Annotated in this window: 12 protein-coding genes and 1 tRNA gene; 9 read left to right on the top strand and 4 right to left on the bottom strand. The window is 41.6% G+C overall.

What is annotated here, in order from left to right:
• Positions 1–12: 12 nt before the first annotated feature.
• From HMPREF1115_RS08730 to HMPREF1115_RS08715, 4 genes are all read right to left on the bottom strand, one after another.
• A complete protein-coding gene (locus tag HMPREF1115_RS08730) occupies positions 13–1,095 on the bottom strand; it encodes a M24 family metallopeptidase (protein ID WP_000040919.1) in 1,083 nt (360 codons plus the stop codon).
• A gap of 127 nt (positions 1,096–1,222) precedes the next feature.
• Entirely contained in the window at positions 1,223–2,005 is a 783-nt protein-coding gene (gene gatD / locus HMPREF1115_RS08725; protein WP_000263181.1) for a lipid II isoglutaminyl synthase subunit GatD, read from the bottom strand.
• A complete protein-coding gene (gene murT / locus HMPREF1115_RS08720; RefSeq protein WP_000770008.1) occupies positions 2,005–3,348 on the bottom strand; it encodes a lipid II isoglutaminyl synthase subunit MurT in 1,344 nt (447 codons plus the stop codon). Before murT ends, gatD begins: the two co-directional genes overlap by 1 nt.
• A gap of 205 nt (positions 3,349–3,553) precedes the next feature.
• Complete coding sequence (locus tag HMPREF1115_RS08715; protein ID WP_000958905.1) at positions 3,554–4,870, bottom strand: FAD-containing oxidoreductase; 1,317 nt, start codon at positions 4,868–4,870, stop codon at positions 3,554–3,556.
• A gap of 192 nt (positions 4,871–5,062) precedes the next feature.
• Here HMPREF1115_RS08715 and HMPREF1115_RS08710 point away from each other — a divergent pair, with 192 nt between their 5' ends.
• The 9 genes from HMPREF1115_RS08710 (at position 5,063) to vex3 (ending at position 14,245) form a co-directional block, all read left to right on the top strand.
• A complete protein-coding gene (locus tag HMPREF1115_RS08710) occupies positions 5,063–6,274 on the top strand; it encodes an L-lactate MFS transporter (protein ID WP_000841591.1) in 1,212 nt (403 codons plus the stop codon).
• Positions 6,275–6,485: 211 nt separating this feature from the next.
• On the top strand, positions 6,486–8,048 hold the full coding sequence (locus tag HMPREF1115_RS08705) for a DEAD/DEAH box helicase (RefSeq protein WP_000671081.1): 1,563 nt from the start codon (positions 6,486–6,488) through the stop codon (positions 8,046–8,048).
• A 282-nt stretch (positions 8,049–8,330) separates the two neighbouring features.
• Positions 8,331–9,119, top strand: coding sequence for a GTP-sensing pleiotropic transcriptional regulator CodY (gene codY / locus HMPREF1115_RS08700; RefSeq protein WP_000940724.1), 789 nt, complete (start codon positions 8,331–8,333; stop codon positions 9,117–9,119).
• Positions 9,119–9,694, top strand: coding sequence for a cysteine hydrolase family protein (locus HMPREF1115_RS08695; RefSeq protein ID WP_001029651.1), 576 nt, complete (start codon positions 9,119–9,121; stop codon positions 9,692–9,694). The genes codY and HMPREF1115_RS08695 overlap by 1 nt, the downstream gene beginning before the upstream one ends.
• Positions 9,695–9,774: 80 nt before the next feature.
• Positions 9,775–9,860 (top strand) — tRNA-Leu (locus HMPREF1115_RS08690).
• A 271-nt stretch (positions 9,861–10,131) separates the two neighbouring features.
• On the top strand, positions 10,132–10,743 hold the full coding sequence (locus tag HMPREF1115_RS08685; protein WP_000245886.1) for a CPBP family intramembrane glutamic endopeptidase: 612 nt from the start codon (positions 10,132–10,134) through the stop codon (positions 10,741–10,743).
• A 134-nt stretch (positions 10,744–10,877) separates the two neighbouring features.
• Positions 10,878–12,155, top strand: coding sequence for an ABC transporter permease (locus HMPREF1115_RS08680; protein WP_001068248.1), 1,278 nt, complete (start codon positions 10,878–10,880; stop codon positions 12,153–12,155).
• A gap of 12 nt (positions 12,156–12,167) precedes the next feature.
• Positions 12,168–12,815 carry an ABC transporter ATP-binding subunit Vex2 gene (gene vex2 / locus HMPREF1115_RS08675; protein ID WP_000173732.1) on the top strand — a complete coding sequence of 216 codons (648 nt, stop codon included), beginning with the start codon at positions 12,168–12,170 and terminating at the stop codon, positions 12,813–12,815.
• 50 nt (positions 12,816–12,865) lie between these two features.
• Positions 12,866–14,245, top strand: a complete 1,380-nt coding sequence (gene vex3 / locus HMPREF1115_RS08670) for an ABC transporter permease subunit Vex3 (RefSeq protein ID WP_000903005.1) — start codon at positions 12,866–12,868, stop codon at positions 14,243–14,245.
• Positions 14,246–14,463 lie beyond the last annotated feature (218 nt).

The following is a 14,463-nucleotide window of genomic DNA, read 5'->3' as shown; positions in this document are numbered from 1 at the left end:
GTTTGTCTATGTTTAATCAAAATAAAGCAAGTCCTTGCTGGTGCTTGTAAAGAGGTCAAAGCCATCCTTAGTGACAACACCGCAGTCTTCGATACGAACACCGACTTTACCAGGGATATAGACACCTGGTTCAACAGAGAAGCACATGCCTTCTTCGATGACCATGTCGTTTCCTTCCATGATAGATGGAAATTCGTGGACATCCATACCGATACCGTGACCGAGACGGTGGTTGAAGTACTCACCGTAACCAGCTTTTTCGATGACTTCACGGGCAGCGCGGTCCACTTCATGGGCAGTCACCCCCGGTTTGATAAAGTCAAGGGCAGCTTGTTGGGCTTCAAGGGTCAAGTTGTAAATATCTTTCTTGAATTGGTCTGGTTTGCCGACAGCGACTGTACGAGTCATATCTGATGCATAGCCATTGACCATAACACCCAGGTCAAAGAGGAGAAGGGCGTCTTTTTCGACCTTGTTTGCACCAGGAATTCCGTGTGGATTTGCAGCGTTATCGCCAGTCAAGACCATGGTATCAAAACTCATTTCATAACCTTCACGCTTCATAGCAAAGTCGATTTGTGCAATGATATCTGTCTCAGTCTTATCAAGAGAAATATTGTCAAAACCAACTTTTACAGCCTTATCAGCATAGAGCCCTGCAACCATCATTTTTTGGATTTCATCAGCTGATTTGATGAGGCGCATGCGCTGGATGCGAGGAGTGAGGTTTTCAAACTCAGCAGTTTCAAAGACTGTTTTCAAACCATGGTATTTGGTCAAGATGAGATTGTCAAACTCAACAGCGACACGTTTGAAATCAAGTTGAGGCAAAGCGTTTTTGATTTTTTGCCATGGATTTTCAGAGTCCACATAGCCCACAACTGGGAAGGAAACAGTGCTGCTTGCACGCTCTACTTCAAGGGCTGGAACAAAGAGAAGCGGTTCCTGATCTGCTAGAACAAAGAGGAACATTTGGCGTTCATGGGGATCACTGTAAAAGCCAGTGAGGTAATCGATAGTGACGGGGTCAGATACGACAGCGACGTCTAGTTTTTCTGATTCAAGATATGTTACGATTTGTTGTAATTTAGACATGTGCTACCTTCTTTCTACCCCTCTATTTTGGCAAAAAAAGAGAGAAAATGCAAGGGAGAAGGGTAAAAGAACATGCAAAAAGAACTCCGAAAGGATAGCGGAGTTCTTTGGTATGGTTTTCCTTGGTTTAAGAAAAGTCAGCCTTGCTTTTGACGTCGCTGTATTCTTCAGCGATTTCTTGGCTGAGTATGTCCTCATAAGCAGGAAGTTGGATATCCTGACCGTATTTCTTCTTGAGGGCAGTAGTAACCAGGCGATAAGCAAGATTGGCATTACGAGAGAGGATAGGTCCGTGGAAGTAGGAACCAAATACATTCTTATAATGAACCCCTTCGCCGATCTTTTCTTCGTTGTTTCCATTTCCATAGACAACCAGTCCCAGTGGTTTTTGGTCATCTGAGAGGAAGGTACGACCTTGGTGATTTTCAAAGCCATAGTAGGTTTCATCGAAATCTTCATTGTGAATCTTGATGTCACCGATAAAGCGGTTGTTGGTTTGGTTGAGAGTATAATGTCCCATGACACCGAGCCCTTCGATGCGCTTGCCTGAAGCTTCAACATAATATTGTCCCAATAGTTGAAAACCACCACAGATGGCTAGAACAACACCATCGTTTTGGATGTAGTTGTCAATGCTCTCTTTCTTAGTAGGAAGGTCGCCTGCGATGATACTTTGTTCAAAGTCTTGACCGCCACCGAAAAAGGCGATATCGTAGTGGTTTTCATCAAAATCATCATGGAGAGAAACGATGTCGACTGTTACATGAGTCCCCAGTTTTTCAGCCACATACTTGAGCATGAGGATGTTGCCGTTGTCTCCGTAAGTATTCATGAGATTTCCATAGAGGTGGGCAATGTTGAGCTGATAAGGGTAGTTGCCAGCTTTTGAGGAAAGTGAAGTGTAAACCATTAGTTCATCTCCTTTCTAACAATCTGACGACTAGCCAGCAGTTCGCGGAATTCCAGCATAGCAGTATAAGTAGCCAGGATATAGGCATGTTTGCAGTCTTGGTTCTCAATGGTCTTGAGAACTTGCTCCAGATTGCTTGTTTCAGTGATTTTATCAGCTGGGTATCCTGTCACCCGTAGACGACGCGCGATTTCAGAATGGCGAACACCGCCAGCGTTGATTTCAGGAATGTCCATGTCAGTGATTTGTTCAAAGTCCGCATCCCAGATCCAGCTAGTGTCAATTCCATCTGCATAGTTGGCATTTAGGAGGACAGATAGGCTAAATGGATAAGGAGCTAGTTTGATCATTTCAATAGCTTGGGTCGCTCCAACAGGATTCTTGATAAGGACAAGGGTACATTCCTTATCACCGATATGGAAGGTTTCCTGACGACCGAAGACAGCGCGACTCTTATCAAATCCTTGCTTGATTCGTTGCGAATCTGCGCCGAGGAATCGAGCAATGGCAACCGCAGCTAGCGCATTGTAGATGTTGTAAAGTCCACCGATTTGGATGCCATATTCTTGGCCGTCAATGACAAAGCGAGAGCGATTGTTGGTCAACTCAACCAGTTCTGTCAGACGGTAGTCCAAGTCAGGTCGTTTGCAGCCACAATTTTCACAGATATAGGCACCCAAGTTGGCATAGGTATTGTGCTCATATTTGAGGATGCCTTGACAGTCAGGGCAGAGAATCCCTTCGGTATTGTAGTGAGCCAGTTGGGCTGGCCCTTTTTCCAAGTCAAAACCAAAATACTGTACTGGGTTTGGAATAGCTGGCTTGTAGAAAAGTGGACTGTCACCATTGAGGAGAACAGTAGCCGTAGGCACCTTACGAATAGCATCCAAAATCATGTTATAAGTTGTGTAAATTTCACCGTAGCGGTCCATCTGATCACGGAAAATATTAGTGATGACAAAAAGGCTAGGATGGATGTAGTCACAGATACGAGATAGACTGGCCTCGTCAATTTCTAGAACGGCAATGTTTTTCCCAGTTTTAGAGGATTTGGCCGTCAAGAAGGTTGTCGTAATCCCTGTAATCATGTTGGCACCGCTCGGATTGGTCAGAACCTGACCATAAACTTCTTTTAAAATGCCGACAGTGAGAGCAGTTGTCAGGGTTTTCCCGTTGGTTCCAGTGACCACGACAATCTCGTAGTTCTTAGCTAGATTTTGTAAAATATCTTTATCAAATTGAAGGGCGAGTTTTCCTGGGAGCGTACTTCCGCGGCCAAGACGGCTCAAAATGAAGTGAGAAGAATGCCCAGCTAGGAGGCCCAAAGTAGTTTTTAATTTCATGTTTCTATTATATCATAAAAGAGGGAAAAGACAGATTTGATACTCAATGAAAATCAAAGAGCAAACTAGGAAGCTAGCCGCAGGCTGTACTTGAGTACGGCAAGGTAAAGCTGACGTAGTTTGAATTTGATTTTCGAAGAGTATGAGATTTCACAGAAACAAAAACAGCCCGACGAGGGCTGTTAGCTAACAAACCAGTCTCAACTTAAATCGCAAACAAGTCATTCAAGTTCTCAGCCAAGGTTGGGTGAGTGAAGATTTGTTTTGTGAAGTAAGTGTAAGGAATCTTGTTGTCCATAGCAACAGTGATGATGTTGATGATTTCTTGTGATCCTTCTGAGAAGATGCTTGCACCAAGAATCTCTTTAGTTTCAGTATTGACAACAGCTTTGAAGGCTCCGCGAAGGTCGCCATTTACATGACCACGAGGCATCGCAGCAACAGGGATTTCCTTAACAGCGTATGGAAGTTTCAAATCAGCTGCTTGGCTTTCAGTCAAACCAACTTGTGAAAGTGCAGGTGTGATGAACATGGTGTTTGGCACATTGAGACGGTCTTCAAGTGTGTAGCTGCCATCTCCAGCAAGATAGCTGTAAACAACACGGAAGTCATCAAGTGAAATGTAGGTAAATTGAAGGCCACCGTTGACATCCCCAACTGCAAAGACACCAGGAACGTTTGTTTGACAATGTTTGTCGACCTTGATAGCACCACGCTCAGTTAGTTCAATATCGGTATTTTCAAGTTGAAGTGGTTCTACGTTTGGCTTACGTCCAGTTGCGTAGAGAAGGGCATCGAAACGGTAAGTTTCGTTTTCAGTTACGACGAGAACTTGGTCTCCATCGTTTTTGATTTCAGTAGTACGGATGTTTTGAAGCAATTCAATGCCGTCTTCTTCCATATATTGTTTAGCAAGAGCTGCGATGGAAGGTTCTGCACGAGGTAGGAAAGTATCCAAGGCATCTAGGACTGTAACCTTGCTTCCAAGTCTGTTGTATAGACCTGCAAATTCAAGACCGATATTTCCGCCACCAAGGACACCAAGTTTTTCAGGCAATTTGTCCAAGTTTTGGATACCTGTTGAGTCAAAGACGTTTTTGCTTGTAGCAAGTCCAGGGATTGGCAAGACGTTTGAAACAGCACCAGTGTTGATAACGATAGTTTCAGCAGTCAGCTCTTGTTTTTCATCACCAGCCTGGATTTCGATGACTTTGTTTGAAAGGAAGTGAGCTTCCGCATCAAAGATATCTACACCTGTTCCCGCAACAGTAGCATAGTTTTTGCCGTTGAGGCGACTAGTGATAGTATTTTTGGTAGCAATGACTTCTTCAAAAGATAAGTCTTTCTCAGCAGCAACTAGCAAGGTTTTAGTTGGGATACATCCGATGTTGATACAAGTTCCACCGTACATAGCTTTGCTACGTTCAACAAGGGCAATTTTTTTGCCAGCTGAAGCCAATTTACCAGCTAGTGTCTTCCCAGCTTTACCAAATCCAATAACGATTAAATCATATGTTAACATTTATAGTCCTCCTATTCGAATTTCATTCTAGCACAAGAAAAAAACTTTTGCACAATTCTGCTACGAAAAAGACAGAAAAAGATAAAAACGCTTTCCAGACAAAAAACTAGTAATTTTTTGGCAAGCTTGATAAACTAAAATCCTATCTATTTCTATATAAAATAGAATAAATGTTCGAAAATAGGAGGTTTTATGAAATCGAATCGTTATATTATTGCCTTTGCTGGGGTCATTTTACACTTAATGCTGGGTTCGACTTATGCTTGGAGTGTTTATCGCAACCCTATTATTGAAAAAACGGGATGGGATCAGGCTTCTGTTGCCTTTGCCTTTAGTCTAGCAATCTTTTGTTTGGGATTATCGGCTGCATTTATGGGGCGTTTGGTAGAAAAATTTGGTCCGAGAGTCATGGGGAGTCTATCAGCTTTTCTATACGCAGGTGGAAATATCTTAACAGGATTTGCAATAGACCGTCAGGAGCTGTGGTTGTTGTATCTCGCTTATGGCATTTTAGGTGGGCTTGGTTTGGGAGCAGGCTATATTACCCCTGTGTCAACGATTATAAAATGGTTTCCTGATAAACGTGGTCTCGCAACAGGTTTAGCGATTATGGGGTTTGGTTTTGCTTCTTTATTGACTAGTCCCATAGCGCAACATCTCATCGCAAGGGTAGGGCTTGTAGAAACTTTTTATATTTTAGGTGCAAGTTACTTTATTATCATGCTCCTAGCTTCACAATTCATTAAGCGTCCAAATGAGCAAGAGCTTGCAATTTTATCTGTTTCAGGGAAAGAAAAAACAGTCTCTTTGACGCAAGGAATGGCTGCGAATCAGGCCCTGAAAAGCAATCGGTTTTATATACTTTGGATTATTTTCTTTATCAACATAGCTTGTGGTTTAGGTTTAATTTCAGCGGCATCGCCAATGGCACAGGAGATGGCTGGCTTGTCTACAAGTCATGCAGCAGTTATGGTGGGCGTTTTAGGGATTTTCAATGGGTTTGGTCGTTTGCTCTGGGCGAGTTTATCTGACTATATCGGTCGCCCTCTAACCTTTAGTATATTACTGCTTGTCAATCTTTTCTTTTCTCTCTCACTTTGGCTCTTTACAGATTCCGTTTTATTTGTAGTCGCTATGTCTATTTTGATGACTTGCTATGGAGCTGGTTTTTCATTGATTCCGGCTTATCTCAGTGATATTTTTGGAACCAAGGAATTGGCAGCTCTGCATGGATATATTTTAACAGCTTGGGCAATGGCTGGTTTAGCAGGGCCTATTTTATTAGCAGAGACTTATAAAATAGCTCATTCTTACACACAAACCTTGTTCGTTTTTCTCATTTTATATAGTATAGCCTTGACTTTGTCTTATTATCTAGGTCGTTCAATCAAAAAGGAAATCTAAAAACCGCTTACATGATTTTCCTAAAGGATTCTACTATCTTTTGCTTTGGTCTTGTGTTATACTAAATAGGTTGCAAAGAAACTAGTACTTTTCTTTCGTGGAAAAGAAGCAACACGGTATCTCATTTTTGTTGAAGATACGTCATGAAAAGAAAAGTATAAACTAAAGCCCTATAGGGTGGCTTCGCACCACCTTTAGAAAGAAGAATAACGTGAAATTTAATGAATTTAATTTGTCTGCTGAATTGCTAGCAGAGATTGAAAAAGCTGGATTTGTAGAAGCCAGTCCCATCCAAGAACAGACCATTCCCTTGGCTCTCGAAGGAAAAGACGTTATCGGTCAAGCTCAGACTGGTACAGGAAAAACTGCAGCTTTTGGCTTGCCAACTCTTGAAAAAATCCGTACAGAAGAAGCTACCATCCAAGCCTTGGTCATCGCTCCAACTCGTGAACTCGCTGTTCAAAGCCAAGAAGAACTCTTCCGCTTTGGCCGTAGCAAGGGAGTGAAGGTTCGCTCCGTTTACGGTGGTTCCAGCATTGAAAAACAAATCAAGGCCCTTAAATCTGGTGCCCATATCGTGGTAGGAACACCAGGCCGTCTCTTGGACTTGATTAAACGCAAGGCCTTGAAATTACAAGATATTGAAACGCTTATCCTTGACGAAGCGGATGAAATGCTCAACATGGGCTTCCTTGAAGACATCGAAGCCATCATTTCCCGTGTCCCTGAAAATCGTCAAACCTTGCTCTTTTCAGCAACCATGCCAGATGCTATCAAACGTATTGGTGTTCAGTTTATGAAAGACCCTGAGCATGTCAAAATTGCTGCCAAGGAATTGACAACAGAGCTGGTGGACCAGTACTATATCCGTGTCAAGGAACAAGAAAAATTTGATACTATGACGCGTCTCATGGATGTGGAACAACCAGAGCTTGCTATCGTATTTGGTCGTACCAAACGCCGTGTAGATGAATTGACTCGTGGTCTTAAAATCCGTGGCTTCCGTGCAGAAGGGATTCATGGTGACTTAGACCAAAACAAACGTCTTCGTGTCCTTCGTGATTTTAAAAATGGGAATCTTGATGTTCTAGTTGCGACAGACGTAGCAGCACGTGGTTTGGATATCTCAGGTGTGACCCACGTCTATAACTACGATATTCCACAAGATCCTGAAAGTTATGTTCACCGTATCGGTCGTACAGGTCGTGCTGGTAAGTCAGGTCAATCTATTACCTTTGTTTCTCCAAATGAAATGGGCTACCTTCAAATTATTGAAAACTTGACTAAGAAGCGCATGAAAGGCTTGAAACCAGCGACAGCAGAAGAAGCCTTCCAAGCTAAGAAACAAGTAGCGCTCAAGAAAATCGAACGAGACTTTGCAGACGAAGCCATTCGTGGGAACTTTGAGAAATTTGCTAAAGATGCTCGTAAGTTAGCTGCAGAATTTAGTCCAGAAGAATTGGCTATGTATATCTTGAGTCTGACAGTCCAAGATCCAGACAGCCTTCCTGAAGTGGAGATTGCGCGTGAAAAACCACTGCCATTTAAACCATCAGGTAATGGCTTTGGTGGCAAAGGCAAGGGAGGTCGAGGAGGCCGTCGTGGAGATGATCGCCGTGGCAATGGTCGCCGTGATGATTTCAAGAAAGGTAGTCGTGGAAACGACCGTTTTGATAAAGACAGACGGTACCGTAATAAGGACAATAAAAAACCTCGAAACACTTCAAGCGAAAAGAAAACCGGCTTTGTTATTCGTAACAAAGGAGACAAATAGAAAAAAGCGATTCACAGTGTGAATCGCTTTTATATATAAGGAGACCGATAGTAAAAGAAGATGGTGATAGTAAAGGATAGGTGAAACGGAAAGGGATTTATCATGTCATCTTCTTATAATGTTATAATATCAAAAATAAAATAGGATGTCAATAAAAAAATCGCTTTTTTTCTAAAATATTTTTGCTGTTCAAAATTGCAATTAAATAAGCAATTTTCAGATAATTATTGAAATAAAGACTTTTCTATGTTATAATGGAAGCGATTATATGCGAGGTAAAAAATGGCACATTTATTAGAAAAAACAAGAAAAATCACGTCTATTCTAAAGCGCTCTGAGGAGCAACTCCAAGATGAACTTCCTTACAATGCGATCACACGCCAGTTAGCTGATATTATTGACTGTAACGCTTGTATTGTGAATAACAAGGGACGTCTCTTGGGTTACTTTATGCGTTATAAGACCAATAATGACCGTGTAGAACAATTCTTCCAAACCAAAACCTTCCCTGACGTCTATGTACAAGGGGCGAACATGATTTATGACACGGAAGCCAACCTACCTGTTGAACATGATTTGACCATTTTCCCTGTGGAGAGCCGTGCAGACTTTCCAGATGGGTTGACAACGATTGCTCCGATTCATGTATCAGGGATTCGCCTAGGTTCGTTGATCATTTGGCGCAATGATAAGAAGTTTGAAGATGAAGATTTGATCCTTGTCGAGATTGCCAGCACGGTAGTAGGGATTCAACTATTGAACTTCCAACGTGAAGAAGATGAGAAAAATATTCGCCGTCGTACGGCTGTTACCATGGCGGTCAATACCCTTTCCTATTCAGAACTTCGTGCCGTATCAGCTATTCTAGCTGAGTTGGATGGGAATGAAGGGCAGCTGACTGCATCAGTTATTGCAGATCGTATTGGCATTACGCGCTCAGTGATTGTCAATGCGCTTCGTAAATTGGAGTCGGCGGGAATTATTGAGAGTCGTTCTTTAGGAATGAAGGGGACTTATCTCAAAGTTCTAATTGGTGATATTTTTGAGGAAGTGAAAAAGAGGGACTACTAATGGCAAAGGCTTTAATCTCGATTGACTATACAGAGGATTTCGTAGCAGACCATGGAAAGCTAACTGCTGGCGCACCCGCTCAAGCAATATCAAAAGCCATTGATCAGGTAACTAGATTAGCTTTTGATCGTGGAGACTATGTCTTTTTTACCATTGATGCTCATGAAGAGAAGGATGCATTCCACCCAGAAAGCAAGCTCTTTCCACCGCACAACATCATCGGAACTAGTGGTCGTAACCTTTATGGCCTCCTAGCTGATTTTTATGCTGAGCATGAGGCGGATAGTCGTGTCTTTTGGATGGACAAGCGTCACTATTCAGCTTTTTCAGGAACGGACTTAGATATCCGTTTGCGGGAACGTCGGGTTGATACTGTTATCTTAACAGGTGTTTTGACGGACATTTGCGTCCTTCATACGGCTATTGATGCTTATAATTTAGGTTATCAAATTGAGATTGTTAAGTCCGCAGTTGCCTCTATTTGGCCAGAAAATCATCAGTTTGCTCTTGGGCATTTTAAGAACACATTGGGAGCAAAATTACTGGATGAAAACCTTGCTGAAATTGAACAATAAGCCTGTTGGAAAAATGAAAAAAATCTGAAAAAAGTGTTGACAAAGATTTTGAAAGTTGATATACTAGTAAAGTAATCGACGCGGGGATGGCGGAATTGGCAGACGCGCAGGACTAAGGATCCTGTGACCGCTTTAGGTCGTGAGGGTTCAAGTCCCTCTCTCCGCATAGGGTAAGAGTTAGCTTTAGCTAGCTCTTTTTTTGTTAGCACGCATAGCGATTATTCAACAAGAGAGGTCTACCTTTCTTGTTTTTTCTTTTCTTTTAAATAGTGCTATAATATAGATAGAAAGTAACTGCAAAAAGTCTTATATGAAAGATCATCGAGTAATGGATACTAATAGGCTTGGTTAAAACGGATATATAAGGTAGGAAAGGAGGAGTAGGTGGTCATTTGGTATTTGAAATGAGTATTTCAAAAGTTTAAAGGAGGATTACGATGGTTAATGAACTTCAACGAATAATGAGCGCCTTTATTCAAATTCTCTTTATTATTTTACTACCTTCTATCTGGTGGTTTATGACTACGAGGGGGAAAGTTCCATTTATGGAATGGATCGGACTAAAAGCTATCAAAAGAGTAAAAACTTTGCATCTGATTTTATGGATGGTGGGGGGATTTTCCTTATTTACTATTTTTTCTATCCTTATCTTTCCTCTTACTAGTGGTCTAGAAACAGCTACTTCGGCTTTTTCTGCTATGGGTTCTAAGGCTTTACCAAGTATTCTAATTTACAGTATTTTGCAAACATCTTTACCAGAGGAACTATTATTTAGAGGTTTTCTACTGAAACGAATGGCAAATCACATGCCGTTTGTCTTTGCAAATACCATACAGGCCTTCGCTTTTGGATTGCTTCATGGAGTATTGTTTGCTTCAGTAGTGAGTTTGGGAGTCACTTTTTTCATTGTATTTTTTACTGGAGCAATAGCAGCTTATCTTGGTTTTGTTAATGAAAAGATAGCAGGAGGATCAATTTTACCAAGTTGGCTAATGCATGCCACAGCCAACATCCTCTCTGGTTTAGTTTCTGCATTTTCTTTGCTTTGAGTGGATGCAGTTATAAAAATGGAGCTGGTAGAAATACCAGCTTTTTTTCAAAAAATAAATCAAAAAGTTTTTTCGATTTCATAAACATTTCATATTTGGATTTTATAATAGTCTTACAAATATGGAGGTGACAAATGAATCCAATCCAAAGAGCTTGGGCTTATGTCAGCAGAAAACGACTGAGAAGTTTTATTTTATTTCTGATTTTATTTGTCCTTTTAGCAGGAATTTCAGCCTGTTTGACGCTGATGAAGTCCAACAAAACAGTAGAAATCAATCTTTACAAATCACTCAATACATCTTTTTCTATCAAAAAGATAGAAAATGGACAGACCTTCAAGTTGTCAGACTTAGCATCCGTGAGCAAGATTAAGGGACTGGAAAATGCCTCTCCTGAACTTGAGACGGTCGCAAAACTGAAAGACAAGGAAGCGGTGAGTGGTGAGCAGAGTGTAGAACGCGATGATTTGTCAGCTGCGGACAAGAACTTGGTTAGCTTAACGTCTCTTGAGGATTCATCCAAGGATGTCACCTTTACCAGTTCGGCTTTCAATCTAAAAGAAGGGCGACACCTTCAAAAAGGGGATTCCAAGAAAATCCTTATCCACGAAGAGTTGGCCAAGAAGAACGGTCTTTCGCTTCATGACAAGATTCGCTTGGATGCTGGTCAGTCAGAATCTGGAAAAGGGCAAACAGTAGAGTTTGAGATTGTCGGCATCTTTTCTGGTAAAAAGCAAGAGAAATTTACAGGCTTGTCTTCTGACTTCAGTGAAAACCAGGTCTTTACAGACTATGAAAGTAGCCAAACTCTTTTAGGAAATAGTGAACCTCAAGTCAGTGCAGCGCGCTTCTATGTAGAAAATCCTAAGGAAATGGACGGACTCATGAAGCAGGTGGAAAACTTGGCCTTGGAAAATCAAGGCTATCAAGTCGAAAAAGAAAACAAGGCCTTTGAACAGTTCAAAGACTCAGTTGCAACCTTCCAAACCTTCCTAACCATCTTCCTTTATGGGATGTTGATAGCTGGAGCTGGAGCCTTAATTTTGGTCTTGTCTCTCTGGTTAAGAGAAAGGGTCTATGAAGTAGGGATTTTACTGGCACTTGGAAAAGGCAAGAGCTCAATCTTCCTACAGTTCTGTTTAGAGGTGGTGTTGGTATCTCTTGGAGCTTTGCTTCCATCCTTTATCGCTGGAAAGGCCATTACATCCTATCTACTTCAAACTGTACTAGCAAGTGGAGATCAGGCAACCTTACAAGATACACTAGCTAAAGCAAGCAGTCTATCAACCAGTCTCCTATCCTTTGCAGAATCCTATGTCTTTCTGCTACTGATTGGTTGCTTGTCTGTAGCCCTTTGTTTCCTATTCTTATTTAGAAAGTCGCCGAAAGAAATTTTATCATCTATTAGTTAAGAAGGAGAAATCATGACTTTATTACAATTGCAAGATGTTACCTACCGTTATAAGAACACTGCTGAAGCAGTTTTATATCAGATCAAGTATAATTTTGAACCCGGAAAATTTTATAGTATCATTGGTGAGTCAGGAGCAGGAAAATCCACTCTCTTGTCCCTGCTTGCTGGTCTAGATAGTCCTGTTGAAGGTTCTATCCTTTTCCAAGGAGAGGACATTCGGAATAAGGGATATTCTTACCATCGCATGCACCATATTTCCTTGGTCTTTCAAAATTATAACTTGATAGATTATCTTTCTCCGCTGGAAAATATCCGCTTGGTCAACAAAAAAGCAAACAAGGATACACTTCTTGAACTTGGTTTGGATGAAAGTCAGATCAAGCGGAACGTTCTCCAGTTATCAGGGGGTCAACAGCAACGTGTAGCCATCGCTCGCAGTTTAGTATCAGAAGCTCCAGTTATTCTAGCTGATGAGCCAACAGGAAATCTGGACCCTAAAACTGCTGGAGATATTATCGAACTGCTCAAATCACTTGCCGAGAAAACAGGTAAATGTGTGATCGTCGTCACTCACAGTAAAGAAGTGGCACAAGCATCAGATATTACACTTGAATTGAAGAATAAGAAACTTACTGAAACTCGCAATACTACAAAATAAGATGAGCTTGTTTTGATAGCATTATGAAATCAAATCTAGAAAGGGAACCTATGTTACACAACGCATTTGCCTATGTTACAAGGAAGTTTTTCAAATCGATTGTTATCTTCCTGATTATTCTCCTCATGGCGAGCTTGAGTTTGGTCGGCTTGTCGATCAAGGGAGCTACTGCCAAGGCTTCTCAGGAGACTTTTAAAAATATCACCAATAGCTTCTCCATGCAAATCAATCGTCGCGTCAATCAAGGGACGCCACGTGGTTCTGGGAATATCAAGGGTGAGGACATCAAAAAAATCACTGAAAACAAGGCCATCGAGTCTTATGTAAAACGCATTAACGCCATTGGAGATTTGACTGGATATGAGCTCATTGAAACGCCAGAAACCAAGAAAAATCTTACTGCTGACCGAGCAAAACGGTTTGGAAGCAGTTTGATGATTACAGGTGTCAATGACTCCTCTAAAGAAGACAAGTTTGTCTCTGGCTCATATAAGCTGGTTGAAGGTGAGCATCTAACCAACGACGACAAAGACAAGATCCTCATGCACAAGGACTTGGCAGCCAAACACGGTTGGAAAGTCGGAGATAAGGTCAAACTAGACTCCAATATCTACGATGCAGACAATGAAAAAGGTGCCAAGGAAACAGTCGAAGTTACAATCAAGGGACTCTTTGATGGGCACAATAAGTCTGCAGTAACCTACTCACAAGAACTCTATGAAAACACAGCTATCACAGACATTCACACTGCTGCAAAACTTTATGGATACACAGAAGACACAGCTATTTATGGGGACGCAACCTTCTTTGTAACAGCAGACAAGAACTTGGATGACGTCATGAAAGAGTTGAATGGTATCAGTGGCATCAACTGGAAGAGCTACACACTTGTGAAGAGTTCCTCTAACTACCCAGCTCTAGAGCAATCCATTTCTGGTATGTACAAGATGGCCAACCTCCTCTTCTGGGGTAGCTTGAGCTTCTCAGTCCTTCTCCTTGCACTCTTGCTTAGTCTTTGGATCAACGCCCGTCGCAAGGAAGTGGGAATCCTCCTCTCTATCGGTCTCAAGCAGGCAAGTATCTTGGGGCAATTCATCACCGAATCGATCTTGATTGCCATCCCTGCTCTTGTTTCTGCTTACTTCCTAGCTAACTATACAGCTCGTGCAATCGGAAATACTGTTCTTGCCAATGTCACTTCAGGTGTTGCCAAGCAAGCCAGCAAGGCGGCTCAAGCTTCTAACCTTGGTGGTGGTGCAGAAGTAGATGGCTTTAGCAAGACCTTGTCGAGCCTAGACATTTCCATTCAGACATCAGACTTTATCATCGTCTTTGTCCTTGCTTTAGTTCTAGTCGTTCTTGTTATGGCGCTTGCTTCAAGCAATCTCCTTAGAAAACAACCAAAAGAACTCTTGCTCGATAGCGAATAAAAAACTTGCTACCTATTCTCCCCTAAATGGGGTATAATATAGGTAGCATTTTTATGTATTTCATCTTGATAATACTCTTCGAAAATCAAATTCAAACCACGTCAGCTTCACCTTACCGTACTCAAGTACAGCCTGCGGCTAGCTTCCTAGTTTGCTCTTTGATTTTCATTGAGTATAAGGACTCTTCTTATCAGGATGAAACAGAGAAGATTTACAAG

The organism is Streptococcus oralis SK610 (genome assembly GCF_000257455.1).
GTDB lineage: Bacteria > Bacillota > Bacilli > Lactobacillales > Streptococcaceae > Streptococcus > Streptococcus oralis_CB.
The sequence above is the reverse complement of the archived record's forward strand: the minus strand, read 5'-3'. Positions and strand labels throughout refer to the sequence as shown.

Coding starts and splice junctions, on each gene's coding strand:
- HMPREF1115_RS08730 (WP_000040919.1), bottom strand. CDS start 1,095: ATGTCTAAATTACAACAAATCGTAACATATCTTGAATCAGAAAAACTA.
- vex2 (WP_000173732.1), top strand. CDS start 12,168: ATGACTTTATTACAATTGCAAGATGTTACCTACCGTTATAAGAACACT.
- codY (WP_000940724.1), top strand. CDS start 8,331: ATGGCACATTTATTAGAAAAAACAAGAAAAATCACGTCTATTCTAAAG.
- HMPREF1115_RS08680 (WP_001068248.1), top strand. CDS start 10,878: ATGAATCCAATCCAAAGAGCTTGGGCTTATGTCAGCAGAAAACGACTG.
- HMPREF1115_RS08695 (WP_001029651.1), top strand. CDS start 9,119: ATGGCAAAGGCTTTAATCTCGATTGACTATACAGAGGATTTCGTAGCA.
- murT (WP_000770008.1), bottom strand. CDS start 3,348: ATGAAATTAAAAACTACTTTGGGCCTCCTAGCTGGGCATTCTTCTCAC.
- HMPREF1115_RS08710 (WP_000841591.1), top strand. CDS start 5,063: ATGAAATCGAATCGTTATATTATTGCCTTTGCTGGGGTCATTTTACAC.
- HMPREF1115_RS08715 (WP_000958905.1), bottom strand. CDS start 4,870: ATGTTAACATATGATTTAATCGTTATTGGATTTGGTAAAGCTGGGAAG.
- HMPREF1115_RS08685 (WP_000245886.1), top strand. CDS start 10,132: ATGGTTAATGAACTTCAACGAATAATGAGCGCCTTTATTCAAATTCTC.
- vex3 (WP_000903005.1), top strand. CDS start 12,866: ATGTTACACAACGCATTTGCCTATGTTACAAGGAAGTTTTTCAAATCG.
- gatD (WP_000263181.1), bottom strand. CDS start 2,005: ATGGTTTACACTTCACTTTCCTCAAAAGCTGGCAACTACCCTTATCAG.